This window comes from Rhodococcus sp. IEGM 1341, assembly GCF_030056895.1.
Classification (GTDB): Bacteria; Actinomycetota; Actinomycetes; order Mycobacteriales; family Mycobacteriaceae; genus Rhodococcoides.
In genome coordinates, this window is record NZ_JASHKV010000002.1 from 307706 (window position 1) to 332450 (window position 24745).

Sequence of the window (24745 nt, forward strand, 5' to 3'; positions counted from 1 at the left end):
CGTGTCATCGGATCGGTCCGGATTCCAGCGCTCGCTACTTTTGATACACGTCCGGGATGCCGTCGTGGTCGTCGTCGCGGGTCTCTTCGGTGTGGATGTCGCGGTAGGCCTTGTTGCGGCTGCGCAGGATGATGGCGGCCAACGATGCCGCGATGATCGAACCGGTGAGGACGCCGACCTTGACATGGTCGTCGCGTTGAGTTCCCTCGCCGAAGGCAAGGTCGCCGATCAGCAGCGAGACGGTGAATCCGATACCCGCGAGCATCGAGACGCCCAGGACATCGAGCCATTTCAGTCCGGCGTCCAACGTCGCCCGGGTGAATCGGGATACGAGGTAGGTGGTGCCGAAGATGCCGATGGCCTTACCGATGACGAGGCCGGCGATGATGCCGATGGCGATCGGATCGGTCAGTGCGCTGGCCAGGCCGGACAATCCGCCCACGGTGACACCGGCCGCACAGAATGCGAACAGGGGGACCGCGATGCCCGCCGAGATCGGCCGAATCTTGTGCTCGAAGTGCTCGGCGAGGCCGGGGCCCGCTTCGGGACCACCGTTGGCCTTGCTGCGCATGACCGGGACGGCGAAGCCGAGCAGCACGCCCGCGACGGTGGCGTGAACGCCGGACTCGTGCATGAGTACCCAGGTCACGACCGCCAGCGGGATGAGAATCCACCACGAGCGGACGCGCATCTGTACGGCCACCGCGAACAGGGCGAGCGGAATCAGTGTCAGTCCGAGCGCGATGAAGTTGATGTCGTCGGTATAGAAGATGGCGATGACGCTTACAGCGAGGAGGTCGTCGACCACAGCCAACGTCAGTAGGAAGGTACGCAGCGCGGTCGGCAGGTGGGTGCTGATCACGGCGAGGACGGCAACGGCGAACGCGATGTCGGTCGCGGTGGGGATTGCCCAACCGAGCAGGGCACCGTCTCCCGTGCCGAGGTTGATCAGCACGAAAATGACTGCCGGAACTGCCATTCCGCCGATCGCCGCGGCCACCGGTAGTGCGGCACGTGCGGGATCGCGGAGATCGCCTGCGACGAATTCTCGCTTCAGTTCGAGTCCGACGACGAAGAAGAAGATGGCCAACAGTCCGTCGGCGGCCCATGTCGAGAGCGTCAGATCGAGATGCAACGCCGACGGTCCGACGCGGGTGCTCATCAGCGAGTCGTAGGCAGCGGACCACGGTGAGTTGGCCCAGACCAAGGCGATGAGGGTGGCGACGAGGAGCAGTGCGCCACCGACGGTCTCCTTGCGGAGGATCTGTGCGACGCGATCTGCCTCGGACCAGGAGCCCCGGGAGAACAGCGGCAATCGCGTTTTCGGGGTTGATGGATCTGTCACGGAGAGAACGCCTTTCGGTAGCTTCGTCGAGCTGCGAACCGACCGAACATCAGGCAGTGGGTACGCAGCACAGAGTTGTTGCCGACCAGACTTCCCGGCGCACCGTGGATCATCCTATCGCGTCGAGGCTGTTCCCGACGAACTCGACGAGCTCGGAGTCAACGAACGCTCGGCACGAATTTCGCCAGTGCACGCCAACCCAGTAGCAGAACTGCCGTGGCCAGCGTTGCCACGACGATGAACGACCCGGCTGTTCCCTGCCCGGTCAGTGCACGCAGCACCATGCCCACGACAACCGTCATCACCCACACGACGATGCCCGTCGGAACGATGAGAAAAGCGTCGAACTTGTTGCGGTACAGAGCAAACGCGACGATCCAGCCGATGACGGCACCGACGACGAACGGCCACGCGGTGTGGAACAGGCCGGACAGTGCGGTGGCTTCGGCGTGACTGCGCCGACCGATCGCGGCGAACAGCAGAACCATGGCCAGATCGAAGACGCCGGCAACTACAGGAGAACGAAACTTCACGCGCACCACTGTAGACACCGACGGCGAAAGGCCCGCACCGACGAATGCGATGCGGGCCTTTCGCAGGTCCACCCAGGGCGGATCAATGTGGGTTTCAGTCAGTTGGACTGCAATGAAGTCGCATTGATCCGGCGGGGGAGGGGGTGAAGCGGCGGGGGTGAAGCGGGGCGGGATTACGCCTGCAGGCCCGCTTCGATTTCGAGGTTCAGCGTGATCTTGTCGCCGACGACAGCGCCGCCACCTTCGAGGGGCATGTCGATGCTGATGCCGAAGTCCTTGCGGTTGATGACGGTGCTGGCCTCGAAGCCGGCGACCGGTCCGTTGCCCATGCCGGCGTTGACGCCGTTGAACTCGAGCTTCAGGTCGATGGAGTTGGTGACGCCGTGGAGGGTGAAGTCGCCGGTGACGATGAAGTCTCCGCCGTCGGCCTTGACCGAGGTGGACTTGAACGTCGCGGTGGGGAACTTCTCGACCTCGAAGAAGTCGGCGGTCTTGAGGTGGCCGTCGCGCTGCGCGTTGTCGGTGGTGATGGACGCGACGTCGATCTCGGCGTCGACGGACGGGGTGCCGTCGGCGTCGACGGTGATCGTGCCGGTGAAGGCCTGGAAACGGCCGCGGACCTTGCTGACCACCAGGTGGCGGACGGTGAATCCGACGGTGGAGTGGGCCGGGTCGATGGCCCAGGTGCCCGCGGTGAGCTCGGGAAGTGCGATGGCGGTGGTCATGAGGACTCCTAGTTGGGTTGAAGGTTCAAACTCATAGTACACAAGCGGACCGGGGTCCGTATATATTCCGGGTGAACAGAAAGTGACGGACGCCATACCGGGCGGGGTAGCTATGCGGGTTCCGGATCGCCCTTGCTGTCGCGGATGCCCTCGGTGCGCCGCAGCTCGGCGGTCTCCTGCTGCTCGAGCGCGATGTCGAATTCCAGATCGGCGTGCTGATGCCCCCGGAACAGCACGAGGAACACGATCCATCCGACGATGGCCACGAGGATGAAGCTCACGCCGCGATACACCAGGGCGGAGGCCACGGCTTGCGATGCGCTGATCGAGGCAGCGCTGGTGAGAAACGCGATCAGGGTCGCGTCGACCACCACCAGGCCGCCGGGTGCAAGAGGAACCGATCCCACGGCCTTGCCCGCGGCGAATGCGATCAGCAATCCCGACAATCGGGGATCCGCGCCGACGGCGAAGCAGGCGAACGCCAGGCATGCGACGTCGCCGAGTCGATGCACGGCGGACCACGACAGAGTGAGAGCGCCGTCGCGTTTGCCGAGCTGGACGGATTGGATCTGACCGATGATCTTGTCGATACCCTCGGCACCGGCGTCGAGTTCGTGGTTGCGGAACGCGTTGTATCGGCGCAGCCCCCAGCGCGCGATGTTCTTGATCGACTGCGGATGGTTCGAGATGTAGCGGACGGCGACGACGATCGCGATGACACCGGCGATCGGCAGAACCAGGGTGAACGTGTTGAACGAACTTCCGACCACCAGTCCGCCGGCCACGCCGAGGACGGCCAGGCCTGCCGCGGCGATCACGCCCGAGATGGCCAACTGCCAGGACGCGACGACCGGGCTCGCACCCCAGCGGCGGGTCTCGCGGTAGGTGAACGCGGTGGAGAACACCTGGCCTGCGGGGAGGGTGAGCGCCATTGCGGTGCTGCCGTAGATGACGGACACGGACTTACGTTGGCGGACCTTCACACCGCCTGCGTCGAGCAGTTGCTTCTGCACTCGGCCGAATGCGCTCAGCGACACGGCCTGGGCGAAGACACAGGCCGCCAGCCAACCCCAGTGGATTTCACGGACGGCGGTCCAGGATTCGTGCAGCCGCGGCCAGAGGTAGATCGCCTCGCCCACCAGCAGGGCCACCAGGGCGATTCCGGCGATCCACTTGACCCACCGGAGTCGGTTGCGCGGACGCCGTACTGCGGGTCCGCTGGTGGAGCTGGGGTCGGGCACCCTGTCAGACTAACCGTCGCTGGAAGAGGAGTCGGGATACTCCACCGGCCAGGCCAGATGGGTGGCACGTCGTCGACCACGCAGTTGTACCTGGTCTCCCAGCTCCCACTGTTCCTGTTCCTCGTCGTCGGCGAAGTACAGGGCCGACGTCGATGCCAGGACGCGTCCTGGTCGCAGTTTTGCCAGCTCGGTGAGCCTGGACGCCTCGTTGACCGGGTCTCCGATGACCGTGTACTCGAAGCGCTCCGACGCACCGATGTTGCCGGCGACGGCCAGTCCTGCCGATACGCCGATGCCGATGTCGAGCCCGGTGATCTCGTCCAACGCGAACCGTAGTTCACGCGCGGCGGCGAGCGCGGCGGTCGGCGCGTCGGGACGATCCAGTGGGGCACCGAAGATCGCGAGGGCCGCGTCGCCCATGAATTTGTTGACGAACCCGTGATGACGCCCGACGACGTCGACGACCACTCGGAAGAACTCGTTGAGCAACACCACGACCTCGCTCGGTGGGCGCTCGGACGCGGTGGCGGTGGAGCCGACCATGTCGACGAACAGCACTGCGACGAATCGGGTCTCGCCGCCGAGCTCGGTTCCGAACTGCAATGCCCGACGCGCCACGTCCTCACCGACGTGTTGGCCGAACAACTCTCGCAGGACGCGTCGCTCGGCCGATTCCTCCATCATTCGGTTGAAGCCCACCTGCAGGCGTCCGATCTCGGAACCGTCGAACACGTCGACCTCGACATCGGTCTCGCCGCGCTGAACTCGCTCGATGGCGCTGTGCAGCTGACTGATCGGGTCGGAGATCTGGCTCGCGGTCAGCATCGAGAGTACGAATGCCTGCACGATGGCCAGCACGCTGAGCAGGATGATGGCCACGGCGAGCGCGTTGGGGGAGAACACCAGATCGGTGGTCAGCTGTGTGGCGCACAGCAGAATGATGCCGATGACGGGCATCAAGGTGCCCAGGCCCCAGGTCATCGCCATGCGGGTACCGACGCCGGGGGTCATCGTGCGGTCGAATCTGCCCTCGCTCAACGCCAGTGCCGCGACCGGTCGCAGGATTCGCTCGCCGAGCATGTAGGTGAATCCGAACGTCACGGTGGCCGCCATACCGACGGTGACGATGACGGCGATGGACAGCGACGGCATTTCCGCGATGGTCAACAGCACGAAGATGATGCCGCCGATGATCCACAGAATGAGGTGCACGATCGCCTGACGCAACGGCGCGTGCAGCGTCGTCATCTGCTCCTTGCGGGTGGGTGGGCCACCGCGGAGCTGCCACCGGATCACCGAACGCAGGAGGAAGTACGCGTAGATCAGGCTGACGACCAGGGCCACCAGCAGGTACGCCCCGAAGATGTACACGTTGCGGACGCGGTCGGCGACGATCGATTGCGATTCGGGGATGGGCAGGCCGTATCGCACGAAGGCGAACACGAGCACCGCACCGAAGACGTTGGCGATGAGCATCGAAAGCATATAGAGCGGCCAGCGACTCTTCAGGGTGAGCGAGACCGCTCGGAAAGATGCCAGCACGGGTTAAATTTAGCGGGTGAGCACCGACGAGTTGCGGGCGCAAGGTACGGGGGCGTCCCCGGGCCCCAGTTCGGCTGCGGATTCGGTGCATCCGCTGGTGCGGGTGGGCGCGGAATGGACGTGGCGACTGCTTGTCCTGTTTGCCGGATTCATCACGTTCTGCCTGGTGGTGGCCAAACTCAGCACCGTCGTCATTCCGCTCGGACTTGCGCTCCTGGCGTCGGCGATGCTCGTTCCCGTCGTCGATTGGATGCACCGACGCGGAGTGCCACGCGCCGTCGCGGTGATCGTCGTGATCATCGCCAGCATCGGTGTCGTCGCCGGCATCATGACCTTCATCGTCGAGCAGTTCATCGAGGGCCTACCGCAGGTGGGTGATCAGTTCACCCAGTCCATCAACGGCATCGAGGAATGGCTCAGCAACGGCCCGCTGCACATCAGCGAGGATCAGATCAGGCAGGCCACCGACAGCCTCGTGAAGGTCGTTCAGGACAATCAGGAGGCCGTCACCAGCGGAGCGCTGACCACTGCGGCGGTGATCGGCGAGATACTCACCGGCGCGTTGCTCACGCTCTTCGTCCTCATCTTCTTCCTGTACGGCGGAGATCAGATCTGGCAGTTCGTCACCCGCCTCGCGCCGACCGCGGCACGCAGAAGAATCCGCACCGCAGGCATCCAGGGCTTCGGGTCGCTGGTGGGATACGTCCGGGCGACGGTTGCCGTCGCGGCCGCCGATGCCATCGGCATCGGAGCCGGGCTGGCCATTCTCGGTGTGCCACTGGCACTCCCACTGGCCTCGTTGGTGTTCATCGGCGCGTTCATCCCGATCATCGGTGCGGTGCTGACCGGATTCGTCGCGGTGTTCATCGCACTCGTCACCAAGGGCCTGATCACCGCGGTCATCACCCTCGGCATCGTGGTGGCCGTCATGCAGCTCGAAGGCCATGTGCTGCAACCACTCCTGCTGGGCCGCGCCGTGCGACTGCACCCGTTGGCGGTGGTCCTGTCCATCACCGTCGGCATTCTGCTCGCGGGCATCGTCGGAGGCCTGCTGGCCGTACCGATCGTCGCCGTCCTCAACACCGCTGTGCGGTCGCTGCTGGCCGCCGACCCGGACGAGGTCTACGAGGAACTCGAGGTGCCCGACCCGCTGTACTCCGCCGAGCCGAGCGACCCGCACACTCCTCCCGGTAGCGACGAGCCGGAGCGACTCCCCAAGGGAGAGTTGAAGACTCCGAACGAGAAGACCGATGCAGACGGCTGATCGGGCCAGGACCACGCTCACCTCGTCCGATCCCGACACCCCGCTGTGGCGTGCCTCCCAGGTCTTTCGGCTGGTCACCCTCGTCTACGCCGTCGGCTACCAGGTGGCCACCGTCGACAATTACACCAATCCGCGGTTGAGCTGGATGCTGGTGGCGCTGATGGCCGTGTGGTCGGGGGCGTCGGCTCTGATGCTCGCGCGCGCCTCGCTTCCGCGCTGGCAGGTGGTGCTCGCCGATCAGGTGATCGTCGTCGCCCTGATGGCGTCGACACGGCTGGTGGCCGATTACGACTGGTACAGCACCCGGCAAACATTGCCGACCACACTGTGGGCGACCAACGCGGTCATCTCCGCCGCAATCCTGTTGGGTCCCAAGGGCGGGATCGCGTCGGGAGTGGCGATGTCGGTGGTCAGCGCACTCGTCCGCGACCGGTTCGACTCCGACCTCTGGTCCGACGCCACCGCCCCGGTGCTGCTCTCTGCTGGACTGGCGCTGGGGATGGCGTCGAACACCGCCCGGCGCGCCCACGAAGAACTGCGTCGGGCAGCACGTTCGGCTGCGATCACCGAAGAGCGTGAACGGCTGGCCCGGCAGGTGCACGACGGAGTGCTGCAGGTACTGGCCCTGGTGCGCCGGCGTGGGCTCGAAATAGGCGGGCCGGCAGCCGAACTCGCCGAGCTGGCCGGCGAGCAGGAAGTCGCTCTGCGCGTGCTGATCTCCGAACAGGCAGCTCCGCGCGGTGATCACACCGATTCGATCGTCGACGTCAGGGCGCTGCTGCGAACCCAGGCGGGTACCTCCGTGGCTGTCTCGACTCCGGCCGATCCGGTGCTCGTCGACTCCGACATCGCCGACGAGCTCGCCGCTGTCGTAGCGACCGCACTGTCCAACGTCGAGCTGCACGCCGGAGCCGATGCGAAGGCCTACGTGCTGCTCGAGGACGTCGACGGGGAATTGATCGTCAGTATTCGCGACGACGGCCGCGGAATCCCGGCCGGACGGCTCGCCGCCGCCGAAGCCGAGGGCCGGATGGGCGTCTCGAAATCGATACTCGGCCGCGTCGAATCTCTCGGTGGTACTGCGATACTCGACACCGAGGAGGGCGAAGGAACCGAATGGGAGATCCGCATTCCTCGAACGAAGGGACTTCGATGACCGAGGACACGAATGCCGACATCGCGGTGATGGTCGTAGACGATCACCCGATGTGGCGCGACGGCGTCGCCCGAGATCTCGAGGCCGCGGGATTCAGGGTTGTCGCGACGGCAGACGGTGTCGCCGCTGCCGGCCGCCGCGCCCGAGCCACCACTCCCGACGTAGTGCTGATGGACATGCATCTGCCCGACGGCAACGGAGCCGACGCCACTGTCGCCGTCCTGGAGGCGTCGCCGCAGACGAGGATTCTCGTGCTCTCGGCGTCCGCGGAACGCAACGACGTGCTCGACGCCATCAAGGCCGGAGCGACGGGTTACCTGGTCAAGAGTGCATCGGCCGAGGAGCTGTTCGACGCGGTCCGCGCCACGTCGGCCGGGCAGGCGGTGTTCACTCCCGGCCTCGCGGGCCTGGTGCTCGGAGAGTTCCGGCGGATGTCGTCGTCGCCGCAACCGGAATCCGACACTCGCCCGACGCTGACCGACCGCGAAACCGAAGTGCTACGCCTGGTCGCAAAGGGTCTGAGCGCCAAGCAGATTGCGACCCGACTGACGCTGAGCCATCGCACCGTCGAAAATCACGTCCAGGCGACCCTGCGAAAATTGCAACTGGCCAACCGCGTCGAACTGACCCGATACGTCATCGAAAAAGGGCTGTGAGGGTTTGCGTCGGTAGCTCAGGGGCACTCTGCATCCCATGACCGACAACGAAAAATCAGTGGACACCACCGTCGACCCGGCGAAGCACTCGAAGGGTGTCGACGCCGATCTCGATCAGACCGGCGACGAGCGTGACGAGGCGATCGACGAGTTCGACGGCCATCTGGACGGATCGGGTGAGGATTCCTCGCTACCGACGCCCGAGCCGACCGACGTCGCCGACAAGTCGGACGAGAAGACCGTCACACGGTCCGAGTAGCTACTGGGCGCACAACCTGCCGAGCGCGAATTTGGCGACCGGCACGTACGGCAGAACCAGCGGCAGTGGGCCGTCGATCGTCAGCCACGCCCTGGTGCCGTTGGGGCGTGAGACGACGCCGTGCGTCAGGTCGACCCCGATGGCCTGGTTCTGGAACCACGCCGACCACGCCCACGTCCACGACTGCTCGTCGACCGAATGCACCCGAAAGTCGATCGGCACACCCAACGGCCCCAGCACTCGGCCGGTGGTGTCGGCGTCCAAACGCTCGCCGCGATACTCGACGCCGATGATCTGCGGTGCCCAGGTTCTCCAGGCCGTCGGTTCCATGTAGCGCTCCCAGACCTCGGCGGCGGGGGCGTTACCGGTGGATTGCAGTGTCACTCGCATCTGTTCCACCTACCCGTTGGTAGCGATCCCCACACAGAAATTCCGCGAAGGTTCGGTCACCATCCATCGCCACGCCGTCGGGCGGACTTGTCGCTGGGAAGACTGGTCGAGTGCGCATCGTCCAACTCGCCAACTTCTACGGACCGAGGTCCGGGGGATTGCGGACGGCCGTCGACCAGCTCGGATCGGGGTACGTTGCGGCCGGCCACGAGGTGATTCTGATCGTGCCGGGAGATCGACGGAACGAGACGCTTCTGCCGTCGGGAGTGGTGCGGATCGAGGTGCCTGCCCCGCAGATCCCGCTCACCGGTGGGTATCGAGTGGCCGACCCGCGCCGGGTGTCCTCGGTGGCAGCCGGACTGCGGCCCGACGTGATCGAGGTATCGGACCGTCTGACGCTGCGCGGCATGGGCGGCTGGGCAGCGCGACGAGACGTACGCAGCGTGATGATCTCCCACGAACGCCTGGACCGACTGCTCGCCCAGACGATGCCGATGCGCTGTGCCCGTCCGTTGGCCGACGTGGCCAACCGGCGTACCGCCGATCAGTACGACGCCGTCGTGTGCACCACCGAGTTCGCGCAACAGGAGTTCGAGCGCATCGGCGTTCGCAACGTGCATCGGGTACCGCTCGGTGTGGATCTCGACCTGTTCCATCCGCGTCGCCGCATTGCCGGCGAACGATCCGCATGGCTGGGTAGCGCCGACCGGCTGCTCGTGCACTGCGGCCGGCTGTCGGTGGAGAAGCACGTCGAGAGAAGCATCGATTCGCTTGCCGCACTCTGTGATTTGGGAATGCGGGCGCGGCTCGTCATCGCCGGCGACGGCCCCCGCCGAGCCGGCCTCGAACGACGCGCCCGCGGTCTACCCGTCGAATTTCTCGGGTTCGTCGACGGCAGAGCGGCCGTCGCAGCCCTGCTGGCTTCCGCGGACATCGCTCTCGCGCCTGGACCGCACGAGACATTCGGGCTCGCCGCGTTGGAATCGCTCGCCGCAGGTACGCCCGTCGTCGTCTCCGAGACCTCGGCGCTGGCGCAGATCGTCACCCCGCACTGCGGTGGATCCTCCGAGAACACCGCAGACGGATTCGCCGCCGAGATAGAACGAGTACTCGAATTGCCGGTCGACGGCCGCCGCATCGCCGCCAGGTTGCGCGCCGAACAGTTCGGATGGCCCGCGTCGGTGTCCGGAATGCTCTCCGTCCTGGGCGGTCGCGCAGCGTGAGATCTTCGCTACCCTGATCACATGGAGGCAAGGGATCTGCGAGTGTCCGATGCCGAACGCGAGCACGTCGGAGAGCTGCTGCAGCGCGCCGTGGGCCAGGGCATGCTCTCGCTCGGTGAGTTCACCGAGCGAATGGACACCGCATTGGCGTCGAAGACCCGCGGTGAACTGAACTCGGTCCTCGCCGACCTGCCCGGGATGCAGATCGCCGAGGAACATCGCCCGGCACCGAGATCCTTCGCCGCGCCCACCCCGCAACCGACCCCGCGCCGCGTCGTTCAGGAGCATTGGGGGCACGGCAGCGGCGCGTCGGACACACTGCGCGGCACCATGTCCACCATCACCCGCAAGGGACCGTGGAACGTGCCGGCGAACCTGCGTCTCTCCACCCGCATGTCCACGGTGACACTCGACTTCACCCAGGCGGTCATGTCCACCCAGGTGGTCGAGATACACGTCGACGACTACTGCAGCACCGTGACCCTGATCGTGCCGACCGAGGCGACCGTCGACCTCAACGGTGTCGACACGGTGGCGGGCAGCGCCACCAACAAGGTCCGCACCGGCCCGCCGTACGGGCCACTGCACCTCGTGGTCTCGGGCAAGGTCCGCCTGGGCTCGGTGACCGCCAAGCATCCGTTCGGTAGCTCGTTCCGCCGCATGTTCGGCTAGCGAGGCGCTTCTACTCGAGGAATCCGAGTAGCACTACTCACGCTTTTCGGCAGCAATGCTCGCAGGATCTAACCCATGACTTCTTCCCAGAACTCCGGGCTGGATCCGCAACTCGTGGCGCGACTGTCCAGCCGCTTCGATTCCCTGGGCGACCACATGCGCCAGGTGGCCGTCGATCTGCAGACACTGCAGTCGCAGCTCGGTGCCGCGAGTGCCGCCCCTCGTCAGGCCCCTGCTCCAGCCCCTGCTGCGCCGCAGCCGGTGGCGTCGCCACCGTTGCCCCCTCAGCCCTACGGTCGGCCGTTCGGCCAAGCTGTCCGTCAGCCGATGGGACAGCAGATGGTTCGGCCCCAGCCCGCCCCGCCCTACCCCACGCCGCCGAGGGGACCGGTCGTCGCACCCAGGCCCCCGGCTCCACCGCGGGAACCGTGGTGGCAGCGCGACGGTGTCATCAGCCGTCTGCTGGCAGTCGCCGGTGCAGGCGTCACTCTCGTCGGTGTCGTGATGCTGCTCGTTCTCGCCGCCCAGGCCGGGTGGTTCGGCCCTCCGCTGCGGGTTGCGGCGGGCGCAGTGTTCTCACTCGCGCTGATCGGTGCGGGCGTTCGAGTGTTCGGTCGCTCGGGTGGGCGCATCGGTGGGATCGCCCTGGCCGCCACCGGCATCGCGGGCCTGTACCTCGATGTACTCGCGACATCTGTCCTGTACGGCTGGCTCGATCCGGTGCTCGGTCTGATCACCGCATTCGGAATTGCCGCAGCCGGAACGGCACTCGCAGTGCAGTGGAAGTCGCAGCCGATGGCGGTGCTGATTCTCGCCGGAGTCGCAGTGTGCGGACCGGTGCTGACCGACGGCCTGACCCTGACCTTGATCGCGTTCCTCGTCGCCACCTACGTCTCGAGCTTCCCGGCGCAGATCGGTCGGAATTGGCAACTCCTGCAGGTCGTTCGGACCGTACCGCTCGTCGGCGCGGTACTGGCTGCCATCGCGAGTGCCGATCTGTCCGGATCCACCGGCGACCTCTGGCTGTTCCTGATCGTCGTGGCGGTGGCCGTCCTCGGCATCGGCACGTCATTGGAGTTGTTGCGCCGCAACGTCTCCGATGTGGTCGCCACCGTGATGATCGCTCTCACGTCTCTGCCGGTACTGGTCTCCGCGGACGTTTTCGATCGCGGGGCCACCGTCGCCCTCCAGTTGGTTCTTGCTGCTGCGGCTGTGGCGATCGTGATTCTGGTGAACTGGTTGCCGGGGCACGCTCGCATCACCGTCGCGGTGGTCGGAGCCCTGGCGACGCTGCAGGCCGCAGTCGAGTCGACGACCCTCGAGATTCGCCCGGTCGTGATGTTCGCAGTCGCCTCGGCTCTGATCGCGGTGGCCCACAGCACCCGCTCGACTCTCGCATACTCGATCGGCAGCGGATTCGGCGTGATCGGTACGTTGATGTTCGTCTCGGTCAGCCCGCCGCAGGCGCTGCTCGACTCCGATCTAGCCGTCGGCAGTGTCGGTATCTCTCTCGGTGGAATCCTGCTCGCTGCAACGGCACTCGCCTTCGTCTACGTACTGGCCGAACTGAAACTGGTCGACGACGGACTGCAGACCCTCGGCATCGTCTCCGGCGTCTTCGCGCTGTACGGCCTGACGACGGCAACGGTGACCCTCGGCATCGGAATCGGCGGCGAAACAACAGGATTCACCGCAGGCCACACCGCGGCAACCATCGAGTGGATGATCGCAGCCTTCGCGCTACTGGCCTTCGGGTTGCGCAGCGTCACCCACGCTCATCTGGCGCTGCTGGCCGGACTGTCTCTGACCGCCGCAGCCATCGCGAAACTGTTCTTGTTCGACCTCGTCGCTCTGGACGGACTCTTCCGGGTCATCGCCTTCATCGCCGTGGGACTACTGCTCCTGATCGCCGGTACCCGATACGCCAAGGTGTTCGCGGACCGAGAAAGTGCAGCGGCTTCCCGCTGATCCCCCTGCTGCGTCAATGGACCACTGCATACGTCTCGACGGTGCAGTGGTTCATTCACGCGTCCGACCTGGGCCGGCCGCACCGCGTGAATGGACCGTTGCATACGTCTTGACGGTGCAGTGGTTCATTGACGCGTCCGACCTGGGCCGGCCGCACCGCGTGAATGGACCGTTGCATACGTCTCGACGGTGCAGTGGTTCATTGACGCGGCGTGGGGGAGGGGGGAGTTCTCGGGAGTTGTTTCGCCCCAATCACATCGGGGTCAGCGTGAACGGTTGCGCTCGCGCGCGAGCAGTTCGCTGACGCTGAGAACGTGTCCGTTCTCCCCGCCGCGATGACGACCGCTGTCGCCGCCCTCGGTGGTCGGTGCGGCCCGGCGGCCCGACGGCTTCTCGGACGGTGTCTCGCTCGACGCGGACCCGTTGCGTTCGGTGCCGTTCGGCTCGGTGCCGTTGCGTTCGGACTCGACGCCGCTGTGGCCGTTGCGCTCGGAACCGTTCTGCGGCGACCTGTTCTCGTCGTCACCGCTGTGGTTCGAGCCGTTCGCAGTCGAACCGTTGTGGTTCGTACCGTTGTGGTTCGAACCGTTCGCGGTCGAACCGTTGCGCGGTGTGCTCGGGGGCGGTGATGCGCTGGGTGCTCGCAGGTCGGCGAGCCAGCTCTCGATGGAACGCGAATCCGGTTCCTCCGCGCGAGGTGCGCGAGCAGCACGGGTTCGGCTCGGCGGCTCGACGGTCGGACGCGGTGCGCTCGGTGCACGAGGCGGCTCCGCCGACGGGGGAGCAGCCACCGGGTTGACCGGCGGTGCGGGCCGGACGATCTCTGCTGCCTGGGTCGGCTCCGGCTCGACGTTCGGGCGCGGTGCCACCGGCCGGCTCGGGGCGGGCCGAGCAGCCGGTCGGTCCTGCGGAGCAGCCTGGGCCCGGGGAGGAGTCTGGGCCTGGGGAGGCGTCGGAGTCGGTCGTGCAGCCGGTGCCGGAGGTGTGGTGGGCGCCGCGCGGGTCGGTTCCGGTGGGGTTGCCGGACGCCCCGTCACACTGCGTCGGGATTCTTCTTTCGCGGCGTGGGTGGCCCGAATGGGACCCCCACCCTGCGGTGCGACCACTGGAATGGGTTCGGTGAGGGGCTCGTTGCGGCGCGGTGCCGGACGCATCGGCGGCGCGACGGTACTCGACGGTGCACCGCCTGCGAGCGCGAGCTCGGGCACATCTCCCATGGGGAGAAGCTCGTCCTCGAGGATGGTCTCGCCCAGTCCGAGTTTCTGCTGGATTCGCTTCATCCATTGCGGAGCCCACCAGCAGTCGTCGCCGAGCAGCTTCATCGTGGCCGGCACGAGGAACATGCGGATGAGGGTGGCGTCGATGATGAGGGCGGCGATCATGCCGTAGGCGATGTACTTCATCATCACCAGGTCTGAGAACGCGAACGCTCCGGTGACGACGATGAGGATCAGGGCCGCGGCGGTGATGATGCGTCCGGTATGCGAGGTCCCGATGCGGATGGCTTCGCTTGTGCTGGCACCCTTTTCGCGTGCTTCGACCATGCGAGAGAGCAGGAACACCTCGTAGTCCGTGGACAAGCCGAACACAATCGAGATGATCAGCACCAGCACCGGAGCCATGATCGGACCAGGGGTGAAATTCATCAGCCCCGCCCCGTTGCCGTCGATGAATATCCACGTCAATATGCCCATGGTGGCACCGAGCCCGAGGACGGTCATGAGCACCGCCTTGATCGGCAGCACCAACGATCCGAACGTCAGGAACATCAACAACGTCACGATGAACACCACGAGCACGGCCATCAACGGCAGCTTGTCGATGAGTGCACTGATGGAGTCCTGCTCGATGGCAGGGGTTCCGCCGACGAGAACCGACGCTCCCTCGGGCACGTCGATACTGCGCAGGAAGTCGATGGCGGGCTTGGAGTCGTTGCGATCGACCAGTCCGGCCTTGAAGACGATGATGCCGTCCTTGCTGGCCCCGTTGGGCGTGAACTGCTCGATCAATCCCGGCGCATTGTTGGCCTGGTTGGTGATCGCTGCGAGGTTGGGCCCCTGTGCATTGCTGATCACCAGCTTGATGGGCTCTGTGCGCTGGCCGGGGAAGAGCGAATCGAACTCGGCCTGCGCCTCGCGGGTGACGTTGTTCGGAGGCAGATAGGTCTCGTTGATACCGCCGAACTTGATGTTGCCGACGGGCAGCGTCAGCAGCACCAGGCCGAGCACGATGGGCACGGTGACCTTGACGGGGTTGCGCATCACCCAGCGGGTGAGCCGGCCCCACATGCCGTTCTCGATCTCCTCGCTCGACTTGGTCTTGCGCATGAACTTCAGACCGAGCGCGTCGACGCGAGGGCCGAGAATGGCGAGCATCGCGGGCAGGATCGTGATGGCCGTCAGGGCTGCGAGCGCGACGGTGGCGATGGAGCCGTAGGCGACCGATTTGAGGAAGCCCTGCGGGAACAGCAACAGACCACCGAGGGACGCGACGATCATCGTCGCGGAGAACACCACGGTGCGACCGGCCGTCATGACGGTCCGGCGCACGGCCTGTGGCGTCGAGTATCCGTCGCCGAGTTCTTCTCGGAATCTCGAGACGATGAACAATCCGTAGTCGATCGCCAAGCCGAGTCCGACGAGCGAGACCACGGGCGCGACGAACGAGTTGACCTCGGTGAAGTTGGTGAACACCTTCACGATGCCGTTGGCTCCGACGACCGTCAGGCCACCGATGATCAGCGGAAGAGCGGCGGCGACGACGCCACCGAAGATGAAGAACAGCAGCACCGCCACAGCAGGTATGGCCAGAATTTCCATGCGTTGGATGTCGCCGGCCATCGTCGACTGCAATGCCCCCGCGACGGCCTGCAGACCGGTCACCTGCACGTTCACGCCGTCGATGTAGAAGACGTCCTTGACGGCCTGGAAGTTGTTGGTCAGTTCGGTGTCGTTGGCACCGGCGATGGCGATGCTGGCGATGGCGTGCTGTTTGTCGGTGGTGCCGAGTGCAGCGAGGTTGGGCGCGCCCGTCCCGGGAAAGTACGTGCCGTTGATCTTCTCTATCTGGTCCGGATGGTCGGCAACCAGGGAGTTCAAATTATTGGTGATCGCCGACTGGAACGCCGGATCGTCGATGGTCGAGCCCTCGGGAGCGGTGTAGAGGACGATGACGTCGCCCTGCTTGTCGCGACCGAACGTGGTGTCTGCCAGACGGGCAGCCTGAGCCGACTCCGACGTCGGATCGTCCCAACCGCTCTGACTGAGATGGCTGTTGAGATCGAGACCGTAGGCGGCGAAGCCCAGCAGTCCGGCCACCATGACACCGATAACGGTGTACCGCAGCCGGTAGACGATGTCTCCCCATCTGGCGAACACTTAAGAAACTCCTTGGCGCCCGACGAGCAGGGCGGACAGCGGTCGGAAGGGCTGCAGCCACGCGCCCTCGTCGGGGAGCGAATCGAGACTCACCCGAGGCAGTGGCTCACGGAAGACGCCCGGGATGTCCTCGAGATCGAGGAATTCCAGGATGTCCGACGTGACAGCCCAGCTTGCGTGCTCCCGGAATCCCAGTACCTGTACGGGCACTCCGGTTGCTGCGATGGCCTCCAGCGGCCCCTTGAACGCTTGACCGTCGGCGGACGCGACCATGACACCGGCAAGGCCGCCGTCACGGTTGCGGAAGTCGATGTGGTCGAGCATGTCTGCGTCGACGTCACTGTCTTCGTCGACCTTGGGCTTGGCGAACACCGCGAATCCCACGTTACGCAATGCTTCGACCCAGGGTCGGACCACATCTGCGCTGCCGGGGGCGATGTTGGTGAACACCGTGGCCTCGGGTTCGAGCGTCGCGGTGCCCGAGGTGGAGAGTTCGGCGGTGCGGCTGAGCAGCCATCGGCCCAGGGCATCGAAGCGCGGACGGTAGGCGGCGGTGGGTCGGCCACCCAGAATTGCGCCCAGTCCCATGTCCAGGTTCGGGGCATCCCAGACCAGCAGGACGCGTTTGCTGTGGCGCGTTTCACCGATGGCGCCGAGTTCTGAGGGGTCGACCACGGTGTCGGGCATGTCCGTACTGACGCTCATGCTGTCTTCTTTCCCCAGATCAATTCCGTCACCGAGCTACCGACCAGCTGTGCCTTGCCCTCGAACTTGGTCACCGGTCGCTCGTGTGTCATGGGCGATTCCCAATCGAGAACGGTCAGACCGGGCTCGGCGTTCCCGGCCTCGGCAATCCACTCAGCGTATTCGGCATGATCGGTTGCCACGTGCAGAACGCCACCGGGCTTCAACCGATCCGCGATCATCGCGAAAGTCGGCCCCTGCAGCAGCCGACGCTTGTGGTGCCGAACCTTGGGCCACGGGTCCGGGAAGAAGACACGGACGCCGGTCAGCGACTCCGAGGACAGCATGTTCTCGAGCACGTCCATCGCGTCACCGCGCAGCAATCGAACGTTCTCGATGCCTTCTCGTTCGATCTGCTGCAGTGTCTGCGCCAGGCCGGGGCGGTAGACCTCGACGGCCATGAGGTTGACGTGCGGCTCGGCCGAGGCCATCGCCGTGGTGGCCGTGCCGGTACCCGAGCCGATCTCGAGAATCGCCGGGCCGCTGCGCCCGAACCAGGCGTCGATGTCGATCTGCTCGTCGGCGACGTCGCGACCGATGCGCGGCCACAGGCTGTCCCATGTGGTCTGCTGCGCCTCGGTCAGCGCTCCGCGCCGAGAGCGGAAACTCGTCACGCGTGGGTAGAGCCGCGAGCCCCGTTCCTGGGTCTGCACGGCGTTCTCCTCGGTGTCGACAGAGGTGTCCTGGGGCTCGTTCACCGGTCCATTGTCGCGCATCGGCGGGGCGTGTGACAGGTGGGTCTCGAGTTGAAGTTGAGACTTGCCGTCCCACCGCTGATCAGCGGTAGGACGCACCCGACTAATTACAACGATGCAATTCGTTTCGATAGGCTCGCGAGCCCCAGCATGTGCCAGAATCGGTGCCGCAGCAGGGGGCTGTGCGTCGCGTCCTGAAAGTGGCGGCGGGATCGTTCTGGGGGGAATCGATCATGGATGTCGCCGAGGCCGGTCTGGGCCTGTTGCGTGACCGGGTCGCGTCGACCGACGCACGCGAGGCCGTCGAAAACGCCGTCCAGGATCGCCTGCGGCCGCTGATCGCACGGGTGACCGGCCGCGCCGGCGTCGGGAAATCCGCTGTTCTCGCCGTTCTCGAGTCGGTGCCGCTCGACGCCGACGGCCTCGATGTCCGATGGCGCGAGGGCAGAACGGACAGCAGCGACGGCGAAGTGCTCGTCCACGTGATCGCGGGAGCGGTGTCGCCGGTCGACACCGCATTGCTGAGTTCGAGGCCGAGGAATGTTCTGGACGGGACCGTCGTCGTGCTGACGAAGGCGGACACACTCGACGATCCCGCAGCAGACGCAGCAGCGGCCTCGCAGCAGCTGGGGCGGACGGTGTTGCCGGTGATGGGAGCGACCGCGGCGGGATTGCGGGGAGCCGGCGCGCCTCTGGACATGGCCGACGTGCGAGCCGTTGCGGCAGCGGATCTGTCCCCGGCCGATCTGATGACCGTCGATCGGTTTCGCGCCGTCGACATCGACGTATCGACGCGTCGCAGAGAAGCTCTGATCGAATGCATCGAACTGCGTGGTCTCGCCCTGCTGGTCGACGTACTGCGGCAGCGACCCGCCGTGTCCGACGGCGATGCGGTGCGCATGCTGGCCGACGCCACCGGTGCCGACGCCCTGATCGCCGCGGTCTGCACGGCCGTGTCGGCGGCCGCAGCGGCTCGGGACGCCGAGCTGCATCGCACAGTGCAACAGATCTCCGCCGGCCACCGGCGGGTTCGTGACGCCGTCGAGTCGTACCTGGCCTCCGACGAAGCGGTGGCTGCCGAGATGCGCTACGCGGCTCTACGTCTGGGGGTGCCGATCGAGACCGGTTCGGAGCAGGTCGCGTTGGAGCAGGCGGTGCTGTGGAAGAGGCGGGCGGCCGCTGCCGGTGACCCCGACGTGCGCCGCGCGGCACTCGCGCTGTGTCGAGGGCACGTGCGAATGCTGCGCCGATGACCCCGCTGTCGGAGGACATGAAAAGCGTTCTGCGACGCTGGAATTCCGGTGCCCTGGACGAGATCGAGCGCGCCAGGGTCAGTCGACCTGCCGGGGTTCACCTCACCGGTACTGCTGGGTCGGGCAAGTCCGAACTGCGCCGTGAGCTGTCCCGGCTCGTCGGTTCCACCATCGAATTCACGGACTCGGTGGCAGATGCGGCGGTCGTGATGATCGTCGTCGACGCGTCGGCTCCGGTGGGTCGCGTCGAGGTCGAGCAGTGGCGAGCAGCCCTCGAATCCACACCGGTCGTGTTCGTGGTGAACAAGATCGACGTGCATCGGCATTGGCGTGAGGTGGTTTCTGCCGACGCCGACGTAGTAGCCGAGTGCGTCCCACGGGCGGTGGGGTGCACGTTCCACCCGGTCTCAGTGCGGTTGGCGCGGATCGGCCGGGAAAGCGGTGACGCGGCGATGTCCGCTGAGTCGGGTCTCGGAGCAGTGGCGGACCGGCTCGGCGCGTTGCTGCTGCAGACCGCGGCTCTCGGAACCGAGCGTAAATATGCTGCGGCAGTGCAGGACTGCGCATCCGGAGCCAGAGCCTCGATCGTGGCGAGAGCGCGCGCGGTGACCGGGGGCAGTGATACGGCCGAACTCCGTGCGCGGCGAGCCGAGCTCGTCAGCGAACGGGACAAGCTCGGTGGTGATCGACGGGCGCTGCTGCACAATCGAATTCAACGAGTGCGCGTGGAGTCCGTCCATACCGCCGCCGAAGACTTTCGAGCTCTGACCGCCGAGGTCAAGCGCACGATCGACGGAGCCGGGCGTGCCGAACTCACTCACCTTCCAGCGCACGTCGCCGAGTCCGCGCGCGGCGCTCGGAATCGAGCCGACGCGGCGCTCACGGCCCGATTGCGGGCGGTGGAGACCGAGCTCGGGCTCACGCCGCTGCAGGCGGAGTCGGTCGCGGACGCCCCGCTCGATATCGGGGAGCCGTCCCGGCGTCGGGGCGTCGAGGATGTCGTCATGATCGTGGTCGGCGCGTCGGCGGGGGTGGGACTCGGGCGGCTGGTGGTGTCGCCGATGGCGCTGGTGCCGGCCTGGGCGGTTGCCAACACCGTGATCACCCTCGTTCTCGGTGGTGCGCTCGCCTGGTGGATCACGCGCTCGAGGTCGTTGGTGGCCGACCGCGCCCACCTGCGCGGCTGGACGCAGGAAACCGTGGCTCGGGTGAAATCGTCGGTGGAGCAGCGATTGCTCTCGCGGATTCTCGACGCCGAGTCGATGCTCGCGGCCGCTGTCGCGAGTGCGGACCGGGACGCAGTGGCCCGCATCGATGTCGCACTCGCCGAGGTGGACACCGAGCTGCGTCGGCTCGCCGACCACCGATCGGCGCTGCTGTCTGCCTGCGATCGCGATCTGTCTGCGCTGGAGCGGGGCCTCGAGCGATTCCGCGGATCCGTTCCTTTCTCTTCCGAGCACGTGGAACCGTTCGACGAGCCGGTGCGTCGGAGTCAGTAGGTGCAGTGTCGGGTTCGAAGTGAGGGGCGTCGATGATCGCGGTGGATGGCTTCGCAGCAGGGGATTTCCTCACCGAGGAGGTCGAGCCCCACGATGTCGACGATCCGGGCGCGCCCACGGTCTCGACGGACCTGTTCGATCTCGACGGCGACGGCCACTACGAGACCACCGTGCGGCATACCGACGCCGGGATGACGGTGGCGACGGACGTCGACGGAGACGGTGTGACAGACAAGTTCACCGCCTTCGGACGTGACGGGCAATACCGAACGTGGGAGATTTTTCGAGAAGCGAACGGTATCGGCCGGGGTGAAATGACCGAATCGGGCGAGCTGTAGCTCGTGTGCACGGGCCTGGCATCGTTGCTGGTAGAGGCCTTCTTGCACGGAACTTTCCCTATCTGAATCGGTCTTGTGACCAATCGGACAACACCCTGTTTCTGGATTCACGTCGCTCGGCGTTAACCTGATGAACAGGACATCCGGCGCTCGGTCCTCGGCTTGCTGTACGCGGTAACATGGTGTACTGCAGCTCGAACGGCCGAGCAGCGCCCCGCCGAGAGGGGAAAACCGAGATTCATTCGCGCGTAGTCGCCCACAGCGATCGTGCGGATTCTTCCCGGTTCCGGCTAACCCCAGGAGAGTTAGATGACCTCAGCGACCATTCCCGGTTTGAGCGGCACCGACAATGTGCCGACTCGACACAAAGAACTGCTTGCCTGGGTTGCTCAGGTAGCCGAACTGACCGAACCGGACTCCGTGGTGTTCGCTGACGGATCCGACGCCGAATGGGAGCGCCTGACCGGCAAGCTGGTCGAGGCAGGCACCTTCACTCGTCTCAACGACGAGAAGAAGCCCAACTCGTTCCTCGGCAACTCCGATCCGTCGGACGTCGCGCGCGTGGAGTCGCGCACGTACATCTGTTCCAAGGAAGAGATCGACGCCGGTCCAACCAACAATTGGATGGACCCGGCCGAGATGCGGTCGCTCATGACCGAGCTCTACCGCGGCTGCATGCGCGGACGCACCATGTACGTCGTCCCGTTCTGCATGGGCCCACTCGGCGCAGCCGACCCGAAGCTGGGCGTCGAGCTCACCGATTCGGAGTACGTCGTGGTGTCGATGCGCGTGATGACCCGTATGGGCAAGGCCGCGCTCGACAAGATCGGCGACGACGGATTCTTCGTCAAGGCACTGCACTCGCTCGGCGCTCCGCTCGCCGAGGGCCAGGCCGATGTGCCGTGGCCGTGCAACGACACCAAGTACATCACTCAGTTCCCCGAGGATCGCGAGATCTGGAGCTACGGATCCGGTTACGGCGGCAACGCTCTGCTGGGCAAGAAGTGCTACTCGCTGCGTATCGCGTCGGCGATGGCCCGCGACGAGGGCTGGCTCGCCGAGCACATGCTGATCCTCAAGCTGATCTCCCCGGAGGACAAGGCGTACTACATCGCCGCGGCGTTCCCGTCCGCGTGCGGCAAGACCAACCTCGCAATGATTCAGCCGACCATCCCGGGCTGGCGTGCCGAGACCATCGGTGACGACATCGCATGGATGCGCTTCGGCGAGGACGGCCGTCTCTACGCCGTCAACCCCGAGTTCGGCTTCTTCGGCGTCGCACCCGGCACCAACTGGGACTCGAACCCGAATGCGATGAAGACCATCGACCAGGGCAACTCGGTGTTCACCAACGTCGGCATGACCGACGACGGCGACGTGTGGTGGGAGGGCCTCGAAGGCAAGCCCGATCACCTGATCGACTGGAAGGGCAACGACTGGACCCCCGAGTCCGGAACCGATGCCGCGCACCCGAACTCGCGCTACTGCGTGCCGATGGCCCAGTGCCCGTCGATGGCTCCCGAGTGGGACGACCCGCAGGGCGTGCCGATCTCGGCAATCCTGTTCGGTGGACGTCGCAAGACCACCGTTCCGCTGGTGACCGAGGCCCGCGACTGGCAGCACGGCGTGTTCATGGGAGCCACCGTCGGCTCCGAGCAGACCGCTGCTGCCGAGGGCACCGTCGGAACTGTCCGACGCGACCCGATGGCGATGTTGCCGTTCCTCGGCTACAACGTGGGCGACTACTTCCAGCACTGGATCGACCTGGGCAAGAACGCCGACGAGTCGAAGCTGCCGAAGGTGTTCTACGTCAACTGGTTCCGCCGCGGCGACGACAAGCGCTTCCTGTGGCCCGGATTCGGTGAGAACTCGCGCGTGCTCAAGTGGATCGTCGAGCGCATCGAGCACAAGGCCGCAGGCGTCGAGACACCGATCGGTGTGGTCCCCACCGCCGAGGCACTCGACATCGACGGGTTGGACACCACCGTCGAGGATGTGGCCGAGGCACTCGCGGTGAACTCCGACGAGTGGAAGGCCGAAATCCCGTTGATCCAGGAGTGGTTCGACTTCGTGGGCGAGAAGCTGCCCACCGGAATTCAGGACGAATTCGACGCCCTCAAGCAGCGCCTGGGCGCGTAGTATTCACAACACAGAACGGGGCTCACCGAGGGGTGGGCCCCGTTCTGGCTGTGTGGGTATGCCCCGGTCAGGCCGTGAGCGCAGCTGCCCCCGCCAGCGTTCCGAGTCCACCCAATGCCGCCGGAACCACCTGCAGGCCGTCGAGAAATTTCAGACGGGCATGTAGCGCGATCGACTCCTGAATCGGATTCCACAGCGGCGGGCCGGCCTGGGCGAAGCCACCACCGATCACCACCATGCGTACGTCCACCAGGGCTACGGCTGACGCGATCGCCTGACCCAGAGCCACTCCGGCGCGCTGCAACGAGGTGATGGCGACCGGCTCCCCGGCGGCCGCATCGGCGGCCAGTTCGGTCCCGGTGCTTCCGGTCCACCCCAGCTCGCGCGCCCACCGCACCGCCGATGGTCCACTCGACACGGTTTCCACGCATCCGATTCCGCCGCACGCGCAGGGCGTCGTAGAACCGGGAACGACGATGTGTCCGATGTGCCCGGCGTTGCCGCTGGCACCGGCGACGATCTGCCCGCCCAGCACCAACCCGCCGCCGATGCCGGTCGACACCACCAGACTCAGCACGTCCGGAACTCCTACGGCGGCACCGAAGCGGTGCTCACCGAGTGCCGCTGCGCTGCCGTCCATCGCGAGGCGGATGTCGGCTTCGGGGAAGAGTTCGGCGAGGTGATCGCGCAGACCGAAGCCGTTCTTCCATTCGTCGATGTTGATCGGTGCAACCGACCCGGTTTCGAGATCCACCGGACCGGAGCAGGCGACGCCGATCCGGGTGACAGCGGCGGGTTCGGCCGTGTTCCGAAGCAGCTCGGCACAGGCGTTCCAGACATCGGACTCGGGAGTCGGCACCGTGACCGGATTCTCCGGCCGCCCGTCGTCGCCGACGAGTGCCGCCGTCATCTTGGTGCCGCCGATGTCGAGTGCGAGTGCCGTCATCGTTCCAGGTTATGGGTTGGGTTTCAGAACGAGGACGAGGTTGCTGCCGAGGAATTCTCGTAGTACTGGAACGCGCATCATCCACCATGCCCAGCGGGGATGGTAGCGCGGGAATGCAGCCAGCAGCGTGGCGTTGGGAGTGCTTCGTGCCCAACGCAATCCGTCTGCGGCGCTGATGTCGAACAGTGATTCGCCGAATCGATTCTTCGGTTCGTGACCGGTGGTACGGGCGTAGCGGCGGGCCGCGTACTCGCCGCCGAGGTAATGCCAGGGCCGGGTTTCGTGGCCGCCGAAAGGACCGAACCAGATGGTGTACGAGAGGACCGTCAACCCGCCGGGCTTGGTGACCCGCAGCATCTCCTCGGCCATGGTCCACGGTTCGCGGACGTGCTCGGCGACGTTCGAGGAGAAACAGATGTCGACACTGTTGTCGCGGAACGGCAGTGCCATCCCGGAGCCGCGCACCGAACCGGGTATCTGCAGTCCCGCCGCATGCATCTCGGACGCGTCGGGCTCGACGGGCAGGTAGCGTGCGCAGCCGGCCCCGAAGACCTCGGCGAAGTATCCGGGTCCGCCGCCGACGTCCAACACGGTTGCCGCGGACATGTCGGTGCCGGTCAGGCCCCGGTACAGATCGCCGATCAGCTCCACGGAATCGCGGGCCAGTGCGCCGTAGAAGATGTCGGGAGCGCTCTGCTCATGTCCGAAGTCCTTCAGCAGACTCACCGAGCGACGCAGTGTCGCGCGAGAGGCGAACAAACGTGTCACGGCGGAAGTCAC

22 protein-coding genes are annotated in these 24745 nt (G+C 65.9%); 11 read left to right on the forward strand and 11 right to left on the reverse strand.

The features are described 5' to 3' along the window. Window positions 1–34 precede the first annotated feature (34 nt). From nhaA to QM615_RS08650, 5 genes are all read right to left on the reverse strand, one after another. On the reverse strand, window positions 35–1345 hold the full coding sequence (gene nhaA / locus QM615_RS08630) for a Na+/H+ antiporter NhaA (protein ID WP_149406965.1): 1311 nt from the start codon (window positions 1343–1345) through the stop codon (window positions 35–37). Between the two features lie 158 nt (window positions 1346–1503). Continuing rightward, a complete protein-coding gene (locus QM615_RS08635; protein WP_410482253.1) occupies window positions 1504–1884 on the reverse strand; it encodes a DUF3054 domain-containing protein in 381 nt (126 codons plus the stop codon). A gap of 167 nt (window positions 1885–2051) precedes the next feature. Beyond that, window positions 2052–2603: a YceI family protein gene (locus QM615_RS08640; RefSeq protein ID WP_149406966.1), complete on the reverse strand. Its 552-nt coding sequence runs from the start codon at window positions 2601–2603 to the stop codon at window positions 2052–2054. A gap of 110 nt (window positions 2604–2713) precedes the next feature. After that, on the reverse strand, window positions 2714–3844 hold the full coding sequence (locus QM615_RS08645; RefSeq protein WP_149406967.1) for a lysylphosphatidylglycerol synthase transmembrane domain-containing protein: 1131 nt from the start codon (window positions 3842–3844) through the stop codon (window positions 2714–2716). A 9-nt stretch (window positions 3845–3853) separates the two neighbouring features. Beyond that, the gene (locus QM615_RS08650; protein WP_068049088.1) at window positions 3854–5329 is read right to left on the reverse strand and encodes an adenylate/guanylate cyclase domain-containing protein; all 1476 of its coding nucleotides are present in this window, start codon (window positions 5327–5329) and stop codon (window positions 3854–3856) included. 142 nt (window positions 5330–5471) lie between these two features. Here QM615_RS08650 and QM615_RS08655 point away from each other — a divergent pair, with 142 nt between their 5' ends. From QM615_RS08655 to QM615_RS08670, 4 genes are read left to right on the forward strand one after another with little or no spacing between them, the layout of a single operon-like run. Next, a complete protein-coding gene (locus QM615_RS08655; RefSeq protein WP_149407095.1) occupies window positions 5472–6650 on the forward strand; it encodes an AI-2E family transporter in 1179 nt (392 codons plus the stop codon). Beyond that, entirely contained in the window at window positions 6637–7806 is a 1170-nt protein-coding gene (gene macS, locus QM615_RS08660; RefSeq protein WP_149406968.1) for a MacS family sensor histidine kinase, read from the forward strand. The genes QM615_RS08655 and macS overlap by 14 nt, the downstream gene beginning before the upstream one ends. A 29-nt stretch (window positions 7807–7835) precedes the next feature. Further along, window positions 7836–8462, forward strand: a complete 627-nt coding sequence (locus QM615_RS08665; RefSeq protein ID WP_188078757.1) for a response regulator — start codon at window positions 7836–7838, stop codon at window positions 8460–8462. Window positions 8463–8499: 37 nt separating this feature from the next. Beyond that, the gene (locus QM615_RS08670) at window positions 8500–8721 is read left to right on the forward strand and encodes an autophagy-related protein 2 (RefSeq protein WP_068049063.1); all 222 of its coding nucleotides are present in this window, start codon (window positions 8500–8502) and stop codon (window positions 8719–8721) included. Here QM615_RS08670 and QM615_RS08675 read toward each other — a convergent pair whose 3' ends face one another. Further along, window positions 8722–9111: an SRPBCC family protein gene (locus tag QM615_RS08675; RefSeq protein WP_149406970.1), complete on the reverse strand. Its 390-nt coding sequence runs from the start codon at window positions 9109–9111 to the stop codon at window positions 8722–8724. It lies immediately after the preceding gene. Between the two features lie 110 nt (window positions 9112–9221). Between QM615_RS08675 and QM615_RS08680 the strand changes: the two genes are divergently transcribed. The 3 genes from QM615_RS08680 (at window position 9222) to QM615_RS08690 (ending at window position 12974) form a co-directional block, all read left to right on the forward strand. Beyond that, a complete protein-coding gene (locus tag QM615_RS08680) occupies window positions 9222–10334 on the forward strand; it encodes a glycosyltransferase (protein ID WP_149406971.1) in 1113 nt (370 codons plus the stop codon). A gap of 21 nt (window positions 10335–10355) precedes the next feature. Further along, a complete protein-coding gene (locus QM615_RS08685) occupies window positions 10356–11006 on the forward strand; it encodes a DUF1707 SHOCT-like domain-containing protein (RefSeq protein ID WP_149406972.1) in 651 nt (216 codons plus the stop codon). A gap of 75 nt (window positions 11007–11081) precedes the next feature. Continuing rightward, window positions 11082–12974, forward strand: a complete 1893-nt coding sequence (locus tag QM615_RS08690) for a DUF2339 domain-containing protein (RefSeq protein WP_188078741.1) — start codon at window positions 11082–11084, stop codon at window positions 12972–12974. A gap of 263 nt (window positions 12975–13237) precedes the next feature. Here the strand turns inward: QM615_RS08690 and QM615_RS08695 are convergent, their stop codons facing one another. The 3 genes from QM615_RS08695 to trmB are packed head-to-tail and all read right to left on the reverse strand — an operon-like array spanning window position 13238 to window position 17811. Beyond that, window positions 13238–16351, reverse strand: a complete 3114-nt coding sequence (locus QM615_RS08695) for an MMPL family transporter (RefSeq protein WP_283347239.1) — start codon at window positions 16349–16351, stop codon at window positions 13238–13240. Then, window positions 16352–17056, reverse strand: coding sequence for an NYN domain-containing protein (locus tag QM615_RS08700; RefSeq protein WP_094671015.1), 705 nt, complete (start codon window positions 17054–17056; stop codon window positions 16352–16354). Continuing rightward, on the reverse strand, window positions 17053–17811 hold the full coding sequence (trmB, locus tag QM615_RS08705) for a tRNA (guanosine(46)-N7)-methyltransferase TrmB (protein WP_068049111.1): 759 nt from the start codon (window positions 17809–17811) through the stop codon (window positions 17053–17055). The genes QM615_RS08700 and trmB overlap by 4 nt, the downstream gene beginning before the upstream one ends. A gap of 212 nt (window positions 17812–18023) precedes the next feature. Here trmB and QM615_RS08710 point away from each other — a divergent pair, with 212 nt between their 5' ends. The 4 genes from QM615_RS08710 (at window position 18024) to QM615_RS08725 (ending at window position 23019) form a co-directional block, all read left to right on the forward strand. Beyond that, window positions 18024–19043 (forward strand): hypothetical protein, encoded by a 1020-nt coding sequence (locus tag QM615_RS08710; protein ID WP_283347240.1) that lies wholly within the window; start codon window positions 18024–18026, stop codon window positions 19041–19043. After that, entirely contained in the window at window positions 19040–20542 is a 1503-nt protein-coding gene (locus tag QM615_RS08715; RefSeq protein WP_283347241.1) for a P-loop NTPase family protein, read from the forward strand. The genes QM615_RS08710 and QM615_RS08715 overlap by 4 nt, the downstream gene beginning before the upstream one ends. 32 nt (window positions 20543–20574) lie before the next feature. After that, entirely contained in the window at window positions 20575–20880 is a 306-nt protein-coding gene (locus QM615_RS08720; protein ID WP_094687087.1) for a DUF6802 family protein, read from the forward strand. A 309-nt stretch (window positions 20881–21189) separates the two neighbouring features. Beyond that, window positions 21190–23019, forward strand: coding sequence for a phosphoenolpyruvate carboxykinase (GTP) (locus QM615_RS08725; protein ID WP_269594485.1), 1830 nt, complete (start codon window positions 21190–21192; stop codon window positions 23017–23019). Window positions 23020–23086: 67 nt separating this feature from the next. Here the strand turns inward: QM615_RS08725 and QM615_RS08730 are convergent, their stop codons facing one another. Together QM615_RS08730 and QM615_RS08735 are read right to left on the reverse strand one after the other, a co-directional pair. Continuing rightward, window positions 23087–23965, reverse strand: a complete 879-nt coding sequence (locus QM615_RS08730; protein WP_283347242.1) for an ROK family protein — start codon at window positions 23963–23965, stop codon at window positions 23087–23089. Between the two features lie 9 nt (window positions 23966–23974). Beyond that, window positions 23975–24745, reverse strand: coding sequence for a class I SAM-dependent methyltransferase (locus QM615_RS08735; RefSeq protein WP_283347243.1), 771 nt, complete (start codon window positions 24743–24745; stop codon window positions 23975–23977).